Source organism: Leptospira idonii (assembly GCF_004770995.1).
GTDB classification, from domain to species: domain Bacteria; phylum Spirochaetota; class Leptospiria; order Leptospirales; family Leptospiraceae; genus Leptospira_A; species Leptospira_A idonii.
Genome location: NZ_RQHW01000028.1, coordinates 166,931 through 186,307 on the forward strand (window position 1 = coordinate 166,931; position 19,377 = coordinate 186,307).

Here is a 19,377-nt window from a genome sequence, read left to right on the forward strand (position 1 = left end):
CGGGAAAAGATTCAATCTTCTCCCAGATGTACAAGCAGTCCGGAATTCATCTCTTCTATCACAAAACTTAGATCTGTAGATAAATCGTTGTGATCAAAGACGAAATCCCGAAACGTCCAGAGATTTGCAGCTACGAACAATGTGAACACAAAACCGGCCACGGTTCTGTTTCTGGTCTGTTCTTTTCTGAATCTGGAATGTACCTGATTCGAAATCTTAGTTTCGAAGCTGGCATCCTCTAATAGTTCTTCCCAACGTCTTTTTTGATTAGACTTCACCTGCGACCTCCCCTAAAAGATTTTCTCGTATCCAGGACTTTGCACGGAACAATCTGGATTTGGCTGTACCCGGCTGAACGGACAATTCTTTGGCGATTTCTTCCATCGATTTCCCCTCCAAATACAAAAGGAGCGGTTTTTGATACATATCTGGCACTTTGGTCAATAAATGGGATATGAGAGAAGTATTGTCCAAATCATTTTCTGCCGTATCGGTAATTTCTTTGAACATCCCTTCCCTCAGAAATTTTTTCGCCTTCTCTTCCTCTTTCAACCGCTTGGCATTCATTCGATTGGATTCGTTTTTTGCGATTGTGTAGATCCAAGTAGATAGTTTGGATTCTCCCCGAAATTGGTTTTTCCGCAAAGCCTTATAAACTCGGAAGTATACTTCTTGGAGGACATCGTCCGTACTTTCATCAAAACGATCGATGAGAGTTTCACCGATCGTTTTTAAGACAAGTAGTTTGGTTTCGTTTACGATGTTTTCAAAATTGGAAACATCGTTTGACTCGGTTCCCACTTAGTCTTCTAATTTGTGTTTACTTGCGAATTTTTCAATGAGTTCGGCGAGTTTGGTTCTTTGTTCCGGTTTTAATACCGCATGGAACTCGACCAATTTTTGTTGGAAGAACTTTCTCATCTCTGTGTGATGGCTGTCTCTTTCCGCACTCATCTTATCCAAAGCTTTGGTATCGATTTTGTCGTTTTTGATTTGAGCAGTCACTTCAGTGATCCAACCGTCATGTTTAGGTCGAACTTCTTTATGTTTTGCGATCAACTCCGCTTTGATGGATTCTAATTTGGCCTTTTGAGCATCGTCTAAGTCGAGTTTGGAGGTAAGTTTTCCTGCCACCCACTCCACTCTTTTTTCGAAACTTTTATGTCCTCGACAGTTGCTTGCGAAAACAAATCCCATAACCGCTACAAATAGGATAAGAACTGGTCTTGAAAATTTGGTAAAACTCTTCATCTAGGTAATCTCCTTTGGTTTTGCCAATATGACCTTTAGATTCGACGAAAGTTCCCGAAAGGAAAATTTTTTATGCGGATTCGAATCGACCTGTATCGATTTTATAGTACAGGCCGAAAGGGAAAATTTTCCCGGATTCTAATCTCCCACGACTAGGATTGTTATTTTCCATTGTTTTTTGCCTTTCTCTTCGAAGAAAACTCTGTAATCCAGAAAACTTCTCAGATACTGATCGCAAATATAACCTGTGCTTCCGTCCGCCAAACAAACCTTTTGCCAAAGACATTGCGGCGACTTAGGATCTTCTTTCACATCTTGGTTGTATTCCCCGATCGTTACCACTTGGTAGGATAATTTGGCGATGCTGGGGGAATCGATGTTTGGCCCCGAACGCACATTCACATTCGTTCCGGTCACCATGTAAGATGTGAAAGGATCGAATTCAGGAGGCATCGTTTTAAAAAAATAAGGGAACACGAAACGTCCTTCCGAAAAATGAGATCCGAATTTTAGAACTTTATCCAAAATATTCCATACACTTGAATGGTTCGGTTTCGTATCCAATTCATAGTATTGGATGAAGTTCTTTTTACCATTGTCGTCTCCGAACGTAAAACGGACGTCCTGATCGAGTGAATCCAATAGAAACTTTTTGTCTTTTTTGCGGATTGCTTCCGTCAGTTTTTTCTTGAACTCCAGAAAACTTTTGTCCTTCGAAGAATCGTCCTTAGGTGGTAAGGAAGTGTCTTTGAATGTGTCGCAAGGAAACAAAGAAAGGGTGGAGAATAATGCGGTCAATGCCGCTATGCGAAGATACATATATCGTGAATTTATCCTGCGATTGCAAGAAACATTCAACTCAAATTTGAGCACCTTTTAGTCCCTGGAAGGGCTACATCGATTTCGGGGAAAATATATTATTGCGACTCTTAATGTGTTTGCGGAAACAAAGAAATAAAAATACCCCATTTTAGAATATTTTTATTTGCGCTAGGGATCCGAAGGGGAAGCCCCGGAAAGGGGCCGGAGCGAAAGCGCAGCCAGGAGGAGCCCGCCCGAGCGCCCTGAATTTTAAAGAGACATAATTTTTTTCTTCAGTTTTCCTAAATTTCGGACGAAATGGAAAGTAGATGGAAATCAAAGATCTGCCTTCTCTCCAGTCCGTCTTTCGCAGGATGCAAGAACTGGAATCGATTGTGAAAAATCCCGCACAAGCGGTTTCTTTTCCTTCTCTTTTGGCGGAAGAGATGCATCGCAATCGTAAGACTGTTTCCGAGGAAACGCCTCAAAAACAGGAAGGGATTACAGACAAAGAGATTTCCCTCCCCTTCCCTGATTTGGCGGCTGCGGGAACACAACCTGGAATCTCTTCTCAAACGGAAAAAAATTTCCGATCCTCGTCGAAGAACAACGATTTGATGTCTTTTATTGAAAGAACTGCCGAAGCGAAAGGGATCGACCCGAACCTAGTGAAAGCGGTGATCAAAACGGAATCCGGCTTTCAAAAGGATGCAGTTTCTCCCAAAGGAGCCATGGGACTGATGCAATTGATGCCTTCCACCGCGGATTTGTTAGGTGTGGATGATCCGATGAACCCTAGAGAAAATGTAGTCGGTGGTGTGAGTTATTTAGGGGATATGTTGAAAAAATTCGGTGACACTGAAAAAGCTTTGGCCGCTTATAACGCCGGCCCAGGTGCTGTGAAAAAATACAACGGGGTTCCTCCTTATAAAGAAACCCAGGACTATGTGGAAAAGGTCAAAAAGAACTACAAAAAGTTCTCCGGGCTAATTTAACCCTAAATAATCGCTGAAAATCGCATAATAATCATCTCTTAACACTGGTTTTACGTAATATCCCGTGACTTCCGAATATTCCTTTGCTTTTTCTTTGTCTTCCAGACTATTAGAAGAAGAAACGATGTAGATCGTAAGTTCTTTTTTCTTCATAAACTGTTTTTCAGCGAATACATCCAAAAAATCCCATCCATCCACATAGGGCATGTTCAAATCCAAAAAGATGATGTCCGGCCATTCCTGTTCCGCTTCCTGGTTGGTTTCGAAAAAGTGGAGAGCTTCTTCTCCGTCATAGAACTGGATGACTCGATCGACCAATTCCGTCGATACTATGATCTGCTTCGCTAACAATTGATAGATGATATCATCATCAATGATACTGATTTTGTTTATTTTTTTTCTTTCTTCTACTACCATCATACAAACGCCACTGTGAAAATTGAACCTTCATGCGGTTTCGATTCCACTTGGATCGATCCGCCGAAAGTTTCTATTTGATTTTTGGTCATAAAGAGTCCGACACCGTTGCTGTCGAACCCCCGATGAAACACCTTTTTGTATTTAAAGATTTGGTCGCCGTAAAGCTTTAAATTGATTCCGATTCCATTATCTTTCACTGAAAGATAGGTTTTGTCATTTTTTTTCAAAGTGGTGACTGTAATTTCAGGGGGAATCCCAGGTTTTGTGTATTTGAGAGAGTTGTCCAAAAGATTAAACAGAATACTCTCAAGATACACTCTCGGATAAAGAAGATTTTTGATTTGAAAATCGATTTGGATTTTGGCGTGGCTTGTTTTTATTTTTCCTGACAAGGTTTTTAAAACCGATTGCATCACTTGATCGATTTGAAGTTCTTCGAACTCCACTCCCCGGTTGGCTCTCACCTCGATTACCTTTTGCAGGTTCTCCAGATTTTCCAAGACGGCTTTGCTTGATTCTTCCAATAATCCGATGACTTCTTCGGGATCGGGGCTGAGATTTTTGTCCTTCAAAAATGCGACTAAGGAAACTACGTTTCCGATGGAAGCTCTTAGATTGTGCGCTACGATTCTATTGAATTCCTGAAGTTGATCAATTTTTTTCTCCAGGTCGGAAGATGTTGCTTCCAGTAGTAAATTTTTTCTTTCCAAGTCTTGGATGAGAAATTTCGTCTGAGTGATGTCGATAAGCTGACTCACGAAAAATTTTGCTTCTCCCGAACTGGAACGAACGAGTGCTACGGATAATAAAGCGTGAACTGTTTTGCCGTCTTTGTGGATGTATCTTTTTTCGAGACGGTATGAGTTGATTTCTCCCGCCAATGTCTGGTTCAAAAGTTCCAGATCTCCGTTTAGATCTTCCGGATGGGTGATATCCTGGAAAGTGAGGGATTTTAATTCCTCATCCGTATAACCTAACATTTTTGGTATGGCAGCATTCACTTCCAGCCAATTTCCTGTCGTGGATACGAGTGCGATCCCTATAGCTGAATTATAAAAAGTTTTTCTGAATTTTTCTTCGCTTTCGTGGATTTGATCGCTGACTGCCAAATTCAAATCGTCTTTCGCGGAAATGATCGTCTGTAAAGGAATGAGGTGAATAAATAACAAACGTTTATTTGTGCTCTCTTCTAAATTCAGACTGACATAAAAAGATAGATTTTCGCCTGTTTTCGATTTGGTAAAATAGAAACATTGGTCCGGAGATTTGCTTCGAATGACTCTGCTAAAATGTTCTTCGTTGGAACCGGAACGATTGGGAGAAAAAGACTCTCCAAAAATGTGATCTAAAGGCTGCCCCGGAACAGGTGCTAAATGAGAATGAAACTTCCCTTCTCGATTTTCGAAGGAACCGACGTATTTCCCTTCCTTATCGATTTCCAAAACAGTATCAAACTGGCTGAGAACTGATTTCGATATTTCGGGAGATTTCGGCATTTTCTCTTTCCTTACTTATGAGACGCCAAAAAACACCTGTTCTCGTCTCATTCTCAAAAAAAGGACGGATAACCGAAGTAATTTTGCTGCTTTTGCAGATACATTTGGTATAAGGTGATGCCGGGAAGTTCTTCCCAAACTTCATACACTTTTTTGCCGATAAAGTCCAAAGCAGGGTAAGCTTTCAGCCTGTCAGAAAGGGATTTTTGTATGAGGATGGAATCTTCACCTAACGGAACAAGACCTGCCAATCTGCCCCCTCTTTTGCCGAGCAGAGTTTTTTGAATCAGCAGCACATCTTGAGGCCAAATGCCAGTTACATAAAGAAAACTCTTAGGAGACTCTTCTTTTGTTTTGTGATAAAACGATTTAGTATGAGTGGAAAAGTACAAAGCGTACGCAAATTCTTTAGGAAGATAGATCGGATCCGATTTTAAAAGAGCAGCTTGTCCGTAGGCTTTTGTGATTCCGGAAGAACGAACTTCCCAAGGTTCTTTTTCCGTTTTGGTGAGATCTCTATAGATGAAAAAGATAGACACCGCAATGAGAATCACCGCAACGATGGAAGCTGTGTAAGTATTGAGTTCTTTTTCGGTTTTAAGAAGGATATGCCCTACTCCCAAAATCAAAACAGGAAGAAACACTAATTTCGATTCCATCAGCCATTCTCCGAAAAGATAACGGAGAGAAGACGGACCGAAAAAATCGAAATAGGAAATCAAAAACAAACTGAGAAAGAAAAATACCAAATAAGAAGTTAGAAAGATAAAAGGAACGTTTCTCTTCTTATAAAATACGGAAGTTCTCTGTGCCTGTTTTCTGGCTCCTCTGATCCCGCTGAAAACAACGAAAAAAGAGAATCCCAAATAGAACATAGTGAAGCTGGAGAAAAAAGCCAGAAGTGTTAAAGCGGGGAAAACCAAAAGATCGGTCAGCTTTTCCAATCGGAAGGTCAAAAACACGAGTAGGATAAATACAAGCGCTACCGTTTCGGGGAAATAGGCAGTAGGAAATCCGTAGGAAAAAGGTAAAAATGCGGAAAGAAAAGTAAGTAAATAGTGATTTCTTCCCCAAGCCTCCCTTCTAAGCAAAAGAAGAAACAAATGAAGAAACAGACTGTAGAAAAATCCAGCTAACGAAAGAAATGCGGGGATATAATTGAGTCCTGAAATTTTTTTCCAAAACACCAAAATGAGGAAAGGGAAAGGTTCTCTGGCGGAATAAAAGCCTCCCTCTTCCGTTAGGGACCTTAGATTGGCCAAAAACTCCCATTCCGTTTCTTCCAGTGGAAACGGGCGGAAAAAAGAGAAAATCGTGAATCCAATGGTTAGGATCAAAATGCTGAAAAGGAAGGGAAGGAGCTGAAATGGTTTAGGATCTCGCATTTTGAAAAGACTGAAAATAGCCTTCTCCTTTGATAAATTTTAGGTGAAAATATTCCAGAATATTTTGAATTATACATAGAATTTCATAAAAAGAGGCGAATGATGTCCACGGAGAAAAAAGAATATCTCCTTCATGATGAGAAAGGTCAGGTTAATCCTGACAAACCATGGATCTTTAGGACCTATGCGGGGCACACCAACGCAAAAGCCTCCAACGAACTTTACAGAAAGAACCTTTCTAAAGGCCAAACTGGTCTTTCGATCGCTTTTGACTTACCCACTCAATGCGGGTACAGTTCTGACCACCCCGTATCCCGTCCGGAAATCGGAAAAGTGGGGGTTCCCATCAATTCACTGGAAGACTTCCGTATCCTTTTCGACCAAATCCCTATAGAGGAAATGAACACTTCGATGACCATCAACGGTACTTCGATGTGGCTTTTGTCTCTTTATGTAGCATTAGCGGAAGAAAGAGGGGTTCCCCTGGACAAATTGAACGGAACCACTCAAAACGATTTGATCAAAGAATACCTAGCGAGAGGAACCTACATCTATCCTCCGAATGATTCGATGAAAATCATCGTGGATATGTATGAATACTGTCTTCATAACATCCCTAAATGGAACCCTTCCAATATCTGCTCCTACCACTTACAAGAAGCGGGAGCTACTCCTGTGCAAGAACTCTCTTTCGCACTTGCGACTGCGATCGCAGTACTCGATTCGATCAAAGCTCGTAATTGTTTCACGGAAGAGGAATTCGAACAATGCGTGGGTCGTATTTCCTTCTTCGTAAACGCAGGGATTCGATTCGTAGAAGAGATGTGCAAGATGCGCGCCTTTTCCGAAATGTGGGAAGAAATCACTGTCGAACGTTATAACGTTAAAAACAAAAAGTACAGAGTGTTCCGTTACGGAGTGCAGGTAAACTCACTCGGTCTTACGGAAGAACAACCGGAAAACAATGCTTGGAGGATTTTGATCGAAGCGATCGGAGTCACCATCTCCAGAAAAGCAAGATGCCGTGCGCTCCAACTTCCCGCTTGGAACGAAGCTCTTTCCCTCCCCCGCCCTTGGGATCAACAATGGTCTCTCCGTTTGCAGCAAATTTTAGCCTATGAAACGGATCTTCTCGAATATCCGGACCTTTTCGACGGCTCCAAAGTTGTGGAAGGAAAGGTAAATGCTCTGAAAGAAGAAGCAAGACTCGAAATCCAAAAGATATTGGATATGGGAGGAGCTCTTGTAGCCATCGAAAACGGTTATATGAAGTCTCAGCTTGTGAAGTCTCAAACGGAAAGACTTTCCAAAATCAATTCCAACGAACTAGTCATTGTCGGAAAAAACAAATGGACCGACGGAATCAAATCACCTCTGATGACGGATGCGGACGGAGGGGTCTTTAAAGTAGATCCTAAATCCGCAGAACAAACACTAGGTGTTCTTTCCGAAGCAAAATCGAGAAGAGATCAAAAACTTGCCGAAAAAACTTTGGAAGAACTCAAACAAGCCGCTAAAGACGGCAAAAACTTAATGCCTTTTTCCGTTGCCTGTGCGAAAGCACTTGTCACTACGGGAGAATGGGCGGACGCTCTCAGAGAAGTGTATGGAGAATACAATCCTCCTACAGGTGTGGAAGGCCAAAAACTCTTCTTGTCCGACGATAAAGTTGTTACTGTAAGAGCTAAAATCGAAGCCTTTACCAAACTAAAAGGCCATAGACCTAAGATGGTTGTCGGTAAACCGGGATTAGACGGACACTCCAACGGAGCGGAAATGATCGCAGTTTCCGCAAAACACAGCGGATTCGACGTGATCTATTCAGGCATCAGACTTTCTCCCGAGGACATCGTTCAATCCGCAGTGGAAGAAAATGCGGATGTCATCGGACTTTCCATTCTTTCCGGCTCCCATAAGGAAATCGTAAAACAATTGTTTGATGAGCTTGACCATTACAAGGCGAAACATAAAATCCCTGTAGTGATCGGAGGAATCATCCCGGAGTCCGATTTCGATGAATTGAAAGCCATGGGAATTAAGGAAATCTTCACTCCTAAGGATTACGATTTGATGTCCATCATGAATAAAGTAGTGGATATCATCAGCGAAACTCAAGTTGTTCCTGCGTAAGTAGGTTTTTGTGAACCACAGCGAATCCAAAATACTTGTGGTTGAGGATAATGCCCTCAACCGCAGAATGATTGTGCATATCCTGCGCAAAAACGGATATACTGTGGAAGACTGTGAAGACGGGCGTTCCGCTCTCAAAAAGATTGAAGAGTGGAAACCCCATCTTGTGCTTCTGGACATTGTCATGCCTGAGATGGACGGGTTGGAAGTTCTTCAGAAGATCCGCACCCAACAAACGCAAGTTGAACTACCGATTATTTTGGTCACCGCGATGCAGGGATCGGAAGATGTAGTCAGAGGATTCAAATTGGGAGCAAACGACTACATTCCCAAGAACTTTAATGCGGAAGAACTCTTCGCCAGAGTCAATACGGCTCTCCAAATCAGAAGCTATCATAATTTACTGAAACAAAGAAACAATACGATAGAAAGAGAACTTGATACAGCAAGACTGATCCAGAAAAAACTTCTTCCGGGCAATTCTCCTATTATCGCAGGTTATTCGGTGTACAGTTTGTACGTTCCGATGGATAAAATAGGCGGAGACTACTACGACTATAACCACATGAAAGACTACTGCGATTTTTTCATGGCGGATGTCTCCGGTCACGGAGTTCCTGGAGCATTTTTAGCTTCCGTTCTCAAGATGGCGACTCAATACACTCATCAATTCAATTACAGCCCTCCCGAAATTCTAAGAGTGATGGACCAAGCAGTCGCAGAAAGAGGCGCCTTAGGAATGTTTGCTACTGCGGCGATACTTCGATTGTTTCCCGAAACAGGGACCATTCAATTTTCGAATGCAGGACACCCTCCGATCCTGGTTCATAGAAGACCGACAAACGAATTTATAGAACTTACGACTCCGGGAGTCCCTTTAGGAATTAACTACGATTTAAAAAAGGGAACATACGTACAAGGGGAATTTACTCTTCAAAAAGGAGACAGAATGGTTCTTTTTACGGACGGAATTCTGGAAACCTTCAACGGAAAGAATGAATCCTTCGAAGACGTAGGTTGGAAACAATTTTTAACTTATCATAAAGACAAACCCAATGTTTCTCTTTCCCTTCGACTCATCGAAGAACTGAAACAATTCTCCGGCAAAGAAATATTTGAAGACGATATCACTTGGGTGGTGATAGATTACGACGGCACCTAATCAATGACAGATGAATTAAACGAACTCATAGATTCCGCACTCAGCGGCGAAAAATATCCGATCGCTCAGATTATCTCCAAAATCGAAACACAAAATAACTTCCAATTCAGAACCGCTCTCTTCCAAGAATTGGAAAAAAGAAAAAAAGGAAATCGGGAAGCACTTACGATCGGAATCACTGGAACTCCCGGTGCGGGAAAATCATCTCTACTGGGAGAAATCTGTAAAGAATTCACCCAGATGGCCCCGGATAAAAAAATGGCGATCGTCGCCATCGACCCCTCCTCCAATGTGAGCGGAGGCTCCATACTGGGAGACAGAACCAGAGTCACTCTACCGAGAAGAGATAACCGTATTTATTTCCGCTCCCAGCCTTCACAACTAGAGTTAGGCGGACTAAACCCTTATACTTATCACGTAATCCGCTTTTTAAGATATGTATTCGATTATGTTTTCGTAGAAACGGTAGGAATCGGACAAAACGAAATTTCCGTTTCTTTGATTTCCGATTTATCTTTCTTGGTAATGCAGCCGTTAGGAGGAGATCAAGTCCAGTTCATGAAGAGCGGGATTATGGAAGTTCCGGATGCATTCATCATCAACAAATGCGACGAAGAAACTTTGGCAAATTCCAGTTATTATATGTTGGAAACGACTCTCGCTTTTATCAAAGATATACTCCCCGATCAAATTCTTCCCCCTATCTTTAAAACCTCAGTGGTAAAAAAAACGGGGATCAAAGAACTTCTAAGTTTCATATTGAATTACGATTCCAGAAAAAACAAACGGATCGAAACGGAAACCCAATTGAAAAAATGGATCAACAACGAATATGGGATCTGGGGTTTACGAATTTGGACAAACGCACTTGCAGAGGGCAAATCGAAGATTCGACTTGGAAATAAATTGGAAAAGATGCAGCCCTATTCCAGTTATGAAGAAGAAGAATCGCAAGCAATTCATTTGATTCAATCCTACTTTAAGTGAAATGTTTCAAAAAACTTTGCGGAATTTCGCAAGGTTTGCGTTCCGTATAATCGAAAAATACGATCCCTGTTTTGGCTCTAGCGATCTCTTTCCCCGTCTTTTCATTCGATAGACGATAGTAAAAATCACATCCTTTTTTGGTGAACTCCGAAGCGGCTATTTGAATCTGCAATGAATCTCTGAAGAATGCTTCGTTTGCATAAGTGATGACCACATCCGCAACTACAATCCCCTTCCCTTCCACATCCAATTCTCCGAATTCCATGTGATTGAAAAATTGAGCTCTGGCTTCGTGTATCAGACTCAAGATGGAATCATGAGCGAGATGGCCTGCAAAATTGATATCGCTGATCCTTACGGACAAACTTGTCGAATAATGCCAAACATCGGGAAGGGTTAATTTGATTCTAGCCACGGAAGATCTTGTAAAAAGAGCCTGTTAATCCTTAAACCAAAGATATCTTTTATCAACTAACTTTGATTCTTGGCTCGATCTCTTTGCATCCCAACCTAAAAGTTTGGCAAGTTTCGCATCCAACTTCTTTCTATCGTCCGGATTCATCTTACCCACCGTCCCTACACCGGAACGTCTGAAATAAAAATCGGTAGCATGGATGATATCTTCATTTTCGACCAAATAAGAAACTTCTTCCTCATAGAACCTTTCCCCATTGGCAAGTAGATAGGTTTCTCCAGATGGATAGGATAACACCTTCTCCGACAAAGATCCGTATCTGGAAACGATCTGTTCTATCTTTCGCCCAGAGGCTTTTGGGAACTTTCTTTCCAAAGATTGAGCCAGTGCCTTTTTAGATTTATAATGGCCGCCGAGCAACGGCTCCGTTCTGGAAACAGTTGTCACCACATGATTGGGAAGAACTTCGGAGATTTGATTTACTAAGTTCTCTGCAAGAGATCTACTCGTTGTGTATTTACCACCTAACGCAGAAAAGAAACCTAAATAACCTTCCTTTTCATAATGCATCACTTCCGCTTTGCGGGAAGCAGAGTAAGTTTCCGAATCGGAGTCTAAATCTTCCACCAAAGGACGAAGTCCTCCGTAGTAATAGTCAACATCCTCCAAAGTCAGTCGAGTATCTCCGAAGGTTCGATTGACTTCATCCAAAAGAGAGATGATTTCCGATTCCTTCACTAGAAAATTTTCAGGGTGATCATCGAAAACATGATCGGTAGTTCCAATGATGGTTTTATCTCTCCAAGGAATTACAAATAAATGAGAACCATCTCTTTTCTGAAGGATGATGCATTCTTTGCTACAGATGTTTCTTACTACAGCATGAATCCCTTTGGAACGAACCAGTTTTTTTTCAGGAGCCACTCCCGCTAAAGATTCTACAAAGTCGGCCCAAGGACCTGCGCTGTTCACCACCACTTTCGCAGACACTAATTTGAGTTTGTCGGATTCGCGATCCAGTAGTCCGACAGTATAACCACCACTATTCTGTTTGGTGATCGATTTTACTTCCATATAATTGAAGGCCTGCCCTCCTCTGTCTTTTGCAGAGAATATAAATTCGGATGTGTGACGCTCCGGATTGATATTGGCATAGTCGTAATATTGGAAGGAACCCATTAATTTCGTTCTATCCAAAGGGCTCGTTTTATAAATCGTTTCCGCTTTGGAATTCCATAAATAACGAGGAATAAGACAATCTTCAGAGATGTCTTGGTTGCGGTCATAGGACAATGCATTATAAAGTTCCATTCCCGCAAATAAAGTGAGTCTTTCCGGCCAGGAATGAATCGGTACGATAAAACCCAAAGGACGAACCGCATGAGGAGAAATTTTAGCGAGGATTCTTCTTTCTCTCAAAGATTCTCTCACAAGTCCGAACTCGAGGTTTTTAAGATACCTCAGACCGCCATGGATGAGTTTGGATGTTGCCTGGCTTGTTCCGGACGCATAGTCCGATTTTTCGACAAGCAGGCATTTATAGCCGCGTAAAGTTGCGTCCCAAAGAACGTTTGCTCCAGTGATCCCACCGCCGATGATAAGAATATCGTATTCTTGTTTTAAAGAATCTGTTCTGGATTTCCCATTTTTTTTCGGGTTTGCCATTGTTAACCTAACATTTGATTGATAGAGCTTGAGGTAAAACCTGGAAAGTGGCCGGCAATTGACCCATATTTTCGCCGTCAACGTCTATGAAAACATCTTCATCCGAATCGGCTTCTATATAGTTTGTCTGCCTTGAAGTGACTTGCTCGTCCTCACTTACTGTTCCCTGATAAAGTTTCAACGACTTCTGCATCGCTTTTAAAATGCCTACATCTTTGATCATCAGAAGGTCGAATAACCCATCGTCTAACTTTGCTTTGGGAGCGAACCACATCCCTCCCCCCGCATATTCTCCGTTGGCACACACAACGATTCTGCTCTTAGAGCTGAATACTTCCTTATTGCCCAATTTTAAAGTGATTACCTTGTTTTTATAAGTGAATAAACACAGGAAACTATAAAGAAGAAATACCGCCTTTCCTCCCAATATCTTTCCCAGATTGGATTTGTTCACTTTATAAACCACCTCGCCGCCCATTCCGAAATCGGCAAGATTCAGGCAATAGTATTGTCCTTTCGATTTATCGTTTTTAGTATACGTAACATCGATTAAATCGATTTTTCTTACGGCTCCGTTTAATACTTGTTTGATAGCAAGTTTAGGATTTTTATTCACCTTTACCGTTTTGACAAAATCGTTTCCTCTTCCGGCGGGGATAGGACTGAAAATTGCGTCTTTTGCGATAGGTTTTCCGTTTCTGAAAAAACCGTTTACGATATTGGAAAGGGTGCCGTCTCCTCCGATACCGATGATCCATTTGTATCCGTTTTCAAGGGCCTTACTTGCAATATCTCTGGCAGGAAGATCCGGAGTCGTTTCTTCAAAATCATAAGAAGTGTTAGATGCCTCCAGTTCCTTTTGCACAGTTTTCCAAACCTTCCCTGCGACTCCGCCGCCGGATACCGGATTCAGAATGATTTTTGCTTTCATATATCTTCCCCTTTAGAATTCCCCGAAAATAAACCAAAAAATAAGACATGTTCTATCGTTTCCAAATAAGATTTTTCACTCTTAATCTCTTTTTGGAAATGGCCGTCCAAAAGAACCTCAACCGCACCACGGATCATCCCCCAGGCAACGGCGACATTCGGATAAGCGCCTTTGTTGTTCATTAAGTTTTCAGATTTTGCCTGACGGTAAATCTTTTCCAAAACACTGAGTCTAGTCGCCCTTTCCTGCAACAATCTTTCTCTCATTTCCGTGGAAACGTTTTCGATATTTAAACTATCTCCGCATTGTTTGGCAACCAAATACATATGTTTGTCACCTAGACAATGTTCAATGTAAGCACGGAGCGCTTTTTTTGCCATATCAATACCTGAATTTTCGGATAAGGCGGTTTCCAATCTACCTCTCAATCGAACATAATCCTCGTATTGAATTCTTGCCATCAGATCGTCTTTGCTTTTGAAATGGAGATAGATGGTTCCTCTGCCTATCTCCAATTGTTTTGCAATATCATCCATCTTTACCAGAGAAGGATGTTTGATCTGAAATAATCCTATGGCGCAAGAGAGTATATTTTGCTCTCTGATCGCAAACTCCCTTTTTTTACGCTCCGATACTCCCATTATTTAAGTCCCAGCAGCCCGCCCGGATTCATAATTCCTTTCGGATCGAACGATTTTTTAATAGCGCTTAATAATTGAAGTCCGTTTTCACCTAATTCCGATTTCATCCAAGGAGACAAAAGTCTTCCGATTCCATGATGGTGAGACAAGGAACCTCCGTTCTGATGTATCGTATCGATAAGACCTTTATGAAATTTGGCAAAAGAATCTAATTCGTTTTTAGTATCCATCGGACTGATGAAGATGAAATATAAATTAGCTCCCGTTTCATAAGCATGGGAGATATGAACCATACAAGAAGTATTCGGAAAACTTTTCACATAACTTCTAGTATTCGACCATAAAGCGTACAGCTCGGACCAAGTAACTGCCGTTTCGATCGTATCGATACGAACCCCTTCGTCCATCAGATAATCCCTCAGGTAAGCACTGGAATATCTTTGGTGCAGCCATTTTTCTACGGGAGATTTTCCTGTGGAGAAAGCCCCTCTTCTTTTGGCGATTTTTTTGATCTTATTGAATACGAATTTACTGTAATCGGGATCTCCGTCTACGATGACGTGCATTAAAGATCTTTCATTCGCCTTGTAGCCGATAAAACTTAGGAATTTATCTTCCTTCCCGCCTTGTAAGCCGCTCATTTTGAAAGAGATATCCGTTTCTTCCGGATCTTGGATTCTGAAGAAATGAGGTTTACCGAAACCGCCTTGCATCACCTCTCTCATCGTTTCCACTGCCGATTCGAAGTTTTTGAATATAAAAGAACCTTTTGTGGAATTTTCAGGTTTAAACTTTCTAATCTTCAAAGTAGCGGAAGTAATCACTCCGAAACTTCCTTCACTGCCGAGAAACAAACGGAATAAATCGGGGCCGATCGCCGCTGCAGGATAAGGCTTACTTTCGATTTTCCCGTTCGGTGTGATCGCAGTTACGGCAAGAAGTATATCTTCCATTTTTCCGTAACCTGTAGAAGCTTGCCCCGCTCCTTTTGCGGCAATCCAACCGCCTACGGTAGAGAACTCAAAAGATTGAGGGAAATGTCCGCATGTATATCCCTTTTCGTTCAGGAAAGCTTCCAATGCAGGTCCATAAATCCCCGCTTGAGTCGTTACCGTTCCGTCAATCGCATTGAACTCGATGACTTTATCCATTAAGGAAAGGTCAATCGATATACCTCCATTAGGTGCTTGGAGTGCTTTGGTTACACTGGAACCTGCTCCGAAAGGAATGATCGGTATCTTTAACTGATTCGCCAATGTTACGATTTGTTCTACTTCCTTTTCCGTTTTCGGAGTAAGAACTACATCAACAGTATCATTGACTGTTCCAAACCGTGCATTGTATATTTCAGAATAAAACTTTCCGATCGAATGGCGAGCCCTTACAAAAGGATCCAGGTGAAATGAATTCACCCCTACTATCTTTTTGAATTTTGCCAAAGATTGAGGAGTGATTTTCGATTTTTTGAGAGGTTTAAGATCGATATGACCCTTAGGAAAGTTCGATTTAAAATCAGAATCTACGGGGAATTGAGTTTCTACGAAAGACAAAGTATGAGAAGGAAGTTTTTCCTCTACATCAGGAGAACCCCATTTATAAACATTTCTAGTTGATGACATAAAATAACTCTCTCGGGAATATGATGGCCAATTATTGAACCAAGTTCATTTTTTGACAAGCCCCTTTTTAAAAAACCGAAAATTTAAAGAAAAGAATCTAGAACTATTGTTTTACGATAGAATCGGGAAAAATGCCGATTCAGCTTCGACTATCCGCGCAATTCCTTCACATATTCTGCTCTGACTTTTTCGACAAAAGAAACGTCGAATTCTTTTCCGAAAACGGAAGAAAGCAGAACGGATAAAATTTGATCCTCTTCGAAGCCGGTCAGAAGCCATTCCAAAAGTTCCAAGGCAACATCTAATGCAGGTTTACCGAGTCCGGAAGCTTTTCCGGAAATAATATCCGAAAACAATCGATTCAATCCTACAGAGTCTTTGCTCCCGATCAAAATGCGGACTTGTTCCGGGAAACGAACCATTACGGTTTGTTTGACGGCATTAGGAGTGAAGTAAAATTCTTTGGAATTTAGATTCGATTCGAGGGATGTTTTAAGATCTGTTTCTGATTTTCCCAAAGAAAGCCAAGCGATTAAGACTTTTTCGCCTAAAAGGGAATCGGCAAAAGGATCAAAAGGAAAAGGTTTTTTTTCATCCATTTATATCGTTAAAAAGAGAACATAAAAACCCGGAAGAGGATAGGATCGCTTCCTCCGGGTAAGAAATTTATTTCTTAGGAGGAACTACCGCATCTTTGCAAGACTTGGAGAGAGTAAATTTAACAACTGTTTTAGCAGGGATTAAAATCGCTTCGCCTGTTGCAGGGTTTCTACCTTTTCTTTTCGGTCTGTTTCTCTTAACAAGCTTTCCCAATCCTGGGATTACGAACGCCCCATTTTTCTTTGTTTCCTTGTATGCGAGTTCAACGAACGCATCCAAAAATGCGGAAACATTTTTCTTAGTCATCCCTGTTGTTTCAGCGAGTTCGCTCAACATTTCGGATTTTTTCATGGGGGTTGGGGTTGCAGTTGCCATAGTTTGATTATCCTCTGAACCAATTAACGGTTACACACTATTTCAATGATTATTGGCTTTGGTACAAGCTTTAATTTTTTTTGGATACCATTTTTCGCTAAATTTCTTAGGAAATCGTAAGATTTATGAAAAAAACCTTTATTTTCCTAAGGAAAATGCCAGTTTTTCCTAAATCCATGCCTGCTACAGATTATAAAAAGGTTCTAGTTGTTCTAAAACGGACAAAGTATGAATTAGATTTAGAAACTTACGGGTCTTTAGCAGCCTATATGGAAGTGACTAAAGACAAACAAGATGTATTCCGAAGAACTTTGGAATCGCACGAAAGACAGCTCCAGTCCAGAAATTATTTGCAAACCAAAGTCTTTCCGAAAGCGGATTTCGTATTCAGAGAAAAGTTCGATGCTGAAGAAAACCTAAACGGATACGACCTAATCGTCTCTCATGGAGGCGATAACCACTTCACTTACGTCGCTCACCAAACAGGGAAAACGCATCTGATAGGATGCAATTCCGATCCGATCACTTCCGTAGGAGCACTCTTAGGTTTCAGTGCGGAAGAATTGGAAGAAGCGGTAAATACTGATTTTAAGAATACGAAGTTGGAAAAGTGGTCTCTCATCTCCACCCAGATCCGATATCCGAACGGACAAGTCATTCAAACTGTTCCCGCCATCTGTGAACTTTCCGTTCGGAACAACAGCCCTGATTTAACTTCCAGATATTGGATTTCCTACAAAGGCCAAAAAGAAGAACAAAAATGTTCTGGTCTCCTGATTTATACCGGGGCAGGATCTACAGGCTGGGTATCCTCCTGTTTTCCCAAAAAATTTCAGCCGTTTTCCAAACACGAATCCTATTTTCACGCATACGCCAGGGAGATTCGTGCAAAAAATTCTGACAAAGAGTTTTCCTTGGCAGATTTTCGGGCTTTGGATGAAGTGGAAGTTGTATCGGAAATGAACGGAGGAATTGCGGTCGATTCTCTTACAGAGAGACACTACCCTTTTCCCCCTTATGCTAAAGCGACTTTCCGTTTATCGGAAGAGACACTCTCCGTTGTGGTTCCGTGGAAAAGAGGATGACACATGCAAGAATTACCATACGAAATTGACCAACAGAAAATCAACCAAGCAGTCGTCGTACAAATCAAAGGGAGAATGGAATCCGGCCCTCTTGATAAAATCACACAAACGATTTTAGACGAGATGGTAGGTCCCGATAGAAATTATCTTATCTTGGATTTCTCAGAACTACGTTATATATCAAGTTTGGGAATCAGAATGATCCTGGATGTAAAAATGAGCCTGCAAAAAAAATCGAAAGATATGGCGTTAGTTGGAGTCACAAGCTCCATCCTACAGGTCTTCCATCTGCTCGGCCTCTCTACAGCTTTCCAATTCTTTAATGAAAAAGAGGAAGCATTGAAGCATTTCGAGGAAACTTCCAAATAACTAAGATGTCTCATCGCATTCCCATTTGGGTCGCGAATACGATTTTATTATCATTCCTCTTTGTCGGAGGAATGTACGTTCTCATTTACAGCGAAATCTCAAAACTTAGATCCGAATACAAACATCTTTCCGACCCCGGTTCGGCATCCAAGTATTCCAGCTTTGCCACGATTCAAGAAATCTCAAGAATCAAAAACAGCTTTCCTATCATATACCAATGTCATTATTCATTCGCTCTCGAAAACGGAGCTTTGATGGAATCTTCGGAAACAATTCCTTACGATATATATAAAAAGCTGAAGTTAGGTGATTCGATAGAGATATCTAGGAAGGAAACCAGTTTGTTCGGAAGAAAGATCGCTTTATCTAAAATCAAAGCGAATGAGGAAACGCCTCCTCTGATCGAAAACCTGGAACGTTTTTTTCGAGGGGCGCTTTCCGTATTTACAATATTAGCCGGACTATCTTTATTATTTAGGGCTTGGGGATTACAATCTCGAAGTTATCTTTCCCAACAAAAATAAGCTGCGATTGTTTTGCCGGCTGAAGATAAGACTCGGGATTCACATCGAAAGTAATAAAACACATATACTTATCGTATTTGATGATGTACATAAAATCTCCGGTGGATAGATGAGGCATCTGATTCATAAACCCGCGCACCCATTTACTTTCCCGATAAACTCTTTCGTATTTCACATTGCTGGCGTCGATTTTTTTGATGGCTTCGATCGTTTCTTTCGAATAGTCTCTGCTCAAAATTTCTTTTTTCAGAGTCTTAATTAAGTTATACTCTAATTTTGCCTTTTTGAGCGGTTGGTTCTCTGCTTGAGTTTTGTAGTAATATTCATAAAACTCTTTATCCTGACCTTCTTTTGCGTCATGATTTTCCTCTTCCGCACCGCCGGTTGGTTTAGCCGCTTCCTGCCCAAAAACAGAACCTGCAACCGGTCCCAAAGAAAGAGCTACTAAGAAAATGAGTGTAAATTTCAAACGTTCCATTACTTCCATTATCGGATTCCGACCGACCAGAATGGAAATAAAATTTTC

General features: G+C 41.3%; 22 protein-coding genes. 7 read left to right on the forward strand and 15 right to left on the reverse strand.

Annotated elements, in window-relative coordinates; all coding sequences use genetic code 11:
- Window positions 1-11 precede the first annotated feature (11 nt).
- The 4 genes from EHS15_RS07835 to EHS15_RS07850 all read right to left on the reverse strand — a co-directional run bounded on the left by EHS15_RS07835 (window position 12) and on the right by EHS15_RS07850 (window position 2,070).
- On the reverse strand, window positions 12-278 hold the full coding sequence (locus EHS15_RS07835; RefSeq protein ID WP_135759996.1) for a hypothetical protein: 267 nt from the start codon (window positions 276-278) through the stop codon (window positions 12-14).
- On the reverse strand, window positions 268-801 hold the full coding sequence (locus EHS15_RS07840) for an RNA polymerase sigma factor (protein ID WP_135759997.1): 534 nt from the start codon (window positions 799-801) through the stop codon (window positions 268-270). The genes EHS15_RS07835 and EHS15_RS07840 overlap by 11 nt, the downstream gene beginning before the upstream one ends.
- Window positions 802-1,251 (reverse strand): Spy/CpxP family protein refolding chaperone, encoded by a 450-nt coding sequence (locus tag EHS15_RS07845; RefSeq protein ID WP_135759998.1) that lies wholly within the window; start codon window positions 1,249-1,251, stop codon window positions 802-804. It abuts the gene before it with no gap.
- A gap of 138 nt (window positions 1,252-1,389) precedes the next feature.
- The gene (locus EHS15_RS07850; protein WP_135759999.1) at window positions 1,390-2,070 is read right to left on the reverse strand and encodes an SH3 domain-containing protein; all 681 of its coding nucleotides are present in this window, start codon (window positions 2,068-2,070) and stop codon (window positions 1,390-1,392) included.
- Window positions 2,071-2,381: 311 nt separating this feature from the next.
- Here EHS15_RS07850 and EHS15_RS07855 point away from each other — a divergent pair, with 311 nt between their 5' ends.
- Window positions 2,382-3,047 (forward strand): lytic transglycosylase domain-containing protein, encoded by a 666-nt coding sequence (locus EHS15_RS07855; protein WP_135760000.1) that lies wholly within the window; start codon window positions 2,382-2,384, stop codon window positions 3,045-3,047.
- Here the strand turns inward: EHS15_RS07855 and EHS15_RS07860 are convergent.
- From EHS15_RS07860 to EHS15_RS07870, 3 genes are read right to left on the reverse strand one after another with little or no spacing between them, the layout of a single operon-like run.
- A complete protein-coding gene (locus EHS15_RS07860; protein WP_135760001.1) occupies window positions 3,039-3,467 on the reverse strand; it encodes a response regulator in 429 nt (142 codons plus the stop codon). The two genes, EHS15_RS07855 and EHS15_RS07860, sit on opposite strands and share 9 nt — an antisense overlap.
- Window positions 3,464-4,963, reverse strand: a complete 1,500-nt coding sequence (locus EHS15_RS07865; protein ID WP_135760002.1) for a sensor histidine kinase — start codon at window positions 4,961-4,963, stop codon at window positions 3,464-3,466. Before EHS15_RS07865 ends, EHS15_RS07860 begins: the two co-directional genes overlap by 4 nt.
- Window positions 4,964-5,016: 53 nt before the next feature.
- Window positions 5,017-6,225 (reverse strand): hypothetical protein, encoded by a 1,209-nt coding sequence (locus tag EHS15_RS07870; RefSeq protein WP_135760003.1) that lies wholly within the window; start codon window positions 6,223-6,225, stop codon window positions 5,017-5,019.
- Window positions 6,226-6,450: 225 nt separating this feature from the next.
- Between EHS15_RS07870 and EHS15_RS07875 the strand changes: the two genes are divergently transcribed.
- From EHS15_RS07875 to EHS15_RS07885, 3 genes are read left to right on the forward strand one after another with little or no spacing between them, the layout of a single operon-like run.
- Window positions 6,451-8,478 (forward strand): protein meaA, encoded by a 2,028-nt coding sequence (locus EHS15_RS07875; RefSeq protein WP_135760096.1) that lies wholly within the window; start codon window positions 6,451-6,453, stop codon window positions 8,476-8,478.
- Between the two features lie 10 nt (window positions 8,479-8,488).
- Window positions 8,489-9,640, forward strand: a complete 1,152-nt coding sequence (locus EHS15_RS07880; RefSeq protein ID WP_135760004.1) for a SpoIIE family protein phosphatase — start codon at window positions 8,489-8,491, stop codon at window positions 9,638-9,640.
- 3 nt (window positions 9,641-9,643) lie between these two features.
- Window positions 9,644-10,627, forward strand: coding sequence for a P-loop NTPase family protein (locus EHS15_RS07885; RefSeq protein WP_135760005.1), 984 nt, complete (start codon window positions 9,644-9,646; stop codon window positions 10,625-10,627).
- On the opposite strand, the gene EHS15_RS07890 is transcribed toward EHS15_RS07885, so the two are convergent.
- The 7 genes from EHS15_RS07890 to EHS15_RS07920 all read right to left on the reverse strand — a co-directional run bounded on the left by EHS15_RS07890 (window position 10,620) and on the right by EHS15_RS07920 (window position 16,873).
- Window positions 10,620-11,042, reverse strand: coding sequence for an acyl-CoA thioesterase (locus EHS15_RS07890; RefSeq protein ID WP_135760006.1), 423 nt, complete (start codon window positions 11,040-11,042; stop codon window positions 10,620-10,622). The two genes, EHS15_RS07885 and EHS15_RS07890, sit on opposite strands and share 8 nt — an antisense overlap.
- Before the next feature lie 24 nt (window positions 11,043-11,066).
- Window positions 11,067-12,707 carry a glycerol-3-phosphate dehydrogenase/oxidase gene (locus EHS15_RS07895; RefSeq protein WP_135760007.1) on the reverse strand — a complete coding sequence of 547 codons (1,641 nt, stop codon included), beginning with the start codon at window positions 12,705-12,707 and terminating at the stop codon, window positions 11,067-11,069.
- Window positions 12,708-12,714: 7 nt separating this feature from the next.
- Window positions 12,715-13,638 carry a diacylglycerol/lipid kinase family protein gene (locus EHS15_RS07900; RefSeq protein ID WP_135760008.1) on the reverse strand — a complete coding sequence of 308 codons (924 nt, stop codon included), beginning with the start codon at window positions 13,636-13,638 and terminating at the stop codon, window positions 12,715-12,717.
- Window positions 13,635-14,279 carry a TetR/AcrR family transcriptional regulator gene (locus EHS15_RS07905; RefSeq protein ID WP_135760009.1) on the reverse strand — a complete coding sequence of 215 codons (645 nt, stop codon included), beginning with the start codon at window positions 14,277-14,279 and terminating at the stop codon, window positions 13,635-13,637. Before EHS15_RS07905 ends, EHS15_RS07900 begins: the two co-directional genes overlap by 4 nt.
- Entirely contained in the window at window positions 14,279-15,898 is a 1,620-nt protein-coding gene (locus tag EHS15_RS07910; protein ID WP_135760010.1) for an FAD-binding oxidoreductase, read from the reverse strand. Before EHS15_RS07910 ends, EHS15_RS07905 begins: the two co-directional genes overlap by 1 nt.
- A gap of 149 nt (window positions 15,899-16,047) precedes the next feature.
- Complete coding sequence (locus tag EHS15_RS07915; RefSeq protein ID WP_135760011.1) at window positions 16,048-16,497, reverse strand: VanZ family protein; 450 nt, start codon at window positions 16,495-16,497, stop codon at window positions 16,048-16,050.
- 67 nt (window positions 16,498-16,564) lie between these two features.
- Entirely contained in the window at window positions 16,565-16,873 is a 309-nt protein-coding gene (locus tag EHS15_RS07920; RefSeq protein WP_135760012.1) for an HU family DNA-binding protein, read from the reverse strand.
- 155 nt (window positions 16,874-17,028) lie between these two features.
- Between EHS15_RS07920 and EHS15_RS07925 the strand changes: the two genes are divergently transcribed.
- The 3 genes from EHS15_RS07925 to EHS15_RS07930 all read left to right on the forward strand — a co-directional run bounded on the left by EHS15_RS07925 (window position 17,029) and on the right by EHS15_RS07930 (window position 18,851).
- The gene (locus tag EHS15_RS07925) at window positions 17,029-17,958 is read left to right on the forward strand and encodes a diacylglycerol kinase catalytic domain-containing protein (RefSeq protein WP_246051957.1); all 930 of its coding nucleotides are present in this window, start codon (window positions 17,029-17,031) and stop codon (window positions 17,956-17,958) included.
- Window positions 17,959-17,961: 3 nt separating this feature from the next.
- Complete coding sequence (locus tag EHS15_RS19340; RefSeq protein WP_246051958.1) at window positions 17,962-18,327, forward strand: STAS domain-containing protein; 366 nt, start codon at window positions 17,962-17,964, stop codon at window positions 18,325-18,327.
- Window positions 18,328-18,398: 71 nt separating this feature from the next.
- Window positions 18,399-18,851 (forward strand): hypothetical protein, encoded by a 453-nt coding sequence (locus EHS15_RS07930; protein ID WP_246051961.1) that lies wholly within the window; start codon window positions 18,399-18,401, stop codon window positions 18,849-18,851.
- Here the strand turns inward: EHS15_RS07930 and EHS15_RS07935 are convergent.
- Window positions 18,802-19,338, reverse strand: a complete 537-nt coding sequence (locus tag EHS15_RS07935) for a hypothetical protein (RefSeq protein WP_135760014.1) — start codon at window positions 19,336-19,338, stop codon at window positions 18,802-18,804. The two genes, EHS15_RS07930 and EHS15_RS07935, sit on opposite strands and share 50 nt — an antisense overlap.
- Window positions 19,339-19,377 lie beyond the last annotated feature (39 nt).

Bases quoted from the DNA above. Each gene is read 5' to 3' on its own strand.
- EHS15_RS07845 (WP_135759998.1), bottom strand. From the start codon at position 1,251: ATGAAGAGTTTTACCAAATTTTCAAGACCAGTTCTTATCCTATTTGTA.
- EHS15_RS07850 (WP_135759999.1), bottom strand. From the start codon at position 2,070: ATGTATCTTCGCATAGCGGCATTGACCGCATTATTCTCCACCCTTTCT.
- EHS15_RS07855 (WP_135760000.1), top strand. From the start codon at position 2,382: ATGGAAATCAAAGATCTGCCTTCTCTCCAGTCCGTCTTTCGCAGGATG.
- EHS15_RS07860 (WP_135760001.1), bottom strand. From the start codon at position 3,467: ATGATGGTAGTAGAAGAAAGAAAAAAAATAAACAAAATCAGTATCATT.
- EHS15_RS07865 (WP_135760002.1), bottom strand. From the start codon at position 4,963: ATGCCGAAATCTCCCGAAATATCGAAATCAGTTCTCAGCCAGTTTGAT.
- EHS15_RS07875 (WP_135760096.1), top strand. From the start codon at position 6,451: ATGTCCACGGAGAAAAAAGAATATCTCCTTCATGATGAGAAAGGTCAG.
- EHS15_RS07885 (WP_135760005.1), top strand. From the start codon at position 9,644: ATGACAGATGAATTAAACGAACTCATAGATTCCGCACTCAGCGGCGAA.
- EHS15_RS07895 (WP_135760007.1), bottom strand. From the start codon at position 12,707: ATGGCAAACCCGAAAAAAAATGGGAAATCCAGAACAGATTCTTTAAAA.
- EHS15_RS07900 (WP_135760008.1), bottom strand. From the start codon at position 13,638: ATGAAAGCAAAAATCATTCTGAATCCGGTATCCGGCGGCGGAGTCGCA.
- EHS15_RS07905 (WP_135760009.1), bottom strand. From the start codon at position 14,279: ATGGGAGTATCGGAGCGTAAAAAAAGGGAGTTTGCGATCAGAGAGCAA.
- EHS15_RS07910 (WP_135760010.1), bottom strand. From the start codon at position 15,898: ATGTCATCAACTAGAAATGTTTATAAATGGGGTTCTCCTGATGTAGAG.
- EHS15_RS07915 (WP_135760011.1), bottom strand. From the start codon at position 16,497: ATGGATGAAAAAAAACCTTTTCCTTTTGATCCTTTTGCCGATTCCCTT.
- EHS15_RS07920 (WP_135760012.1), bottom strand. From the start codon at position 16,873: ATGGCAACTGCAACCCCAACCCCCATGAAAAAATCCGAAATGTTGAGC.
- EHS15_RS07925 (WP_246051957.1), top strand. From the start codon at position 17,029: ATGCCAGTTTTTCCTAAATCCATGCCTGCTACAGATTATAAAAAGGTT.
- EHS15_RS19340 (WP_246051958.1), top strand. From the start codon at position 17,962: ATGCAAGAATTACCATACGAAATTGACCAACAGAAAATCAACCAAGCA.
- EHS15_RS07930 (WP_246051961.1), top strand. From the start codon at position 18,399: ATGTACGTTCTCATTTACAGCGAAATCTCAAAACTTAGATCCGAATAC.
- EHS15_RS07935 (WP_135760014.1), bottom strand. From the start codon at position 19,338: ATGGAAGTAATGGAACGTTTGAAATTTACACTCATTTTCTTAGTAGCT.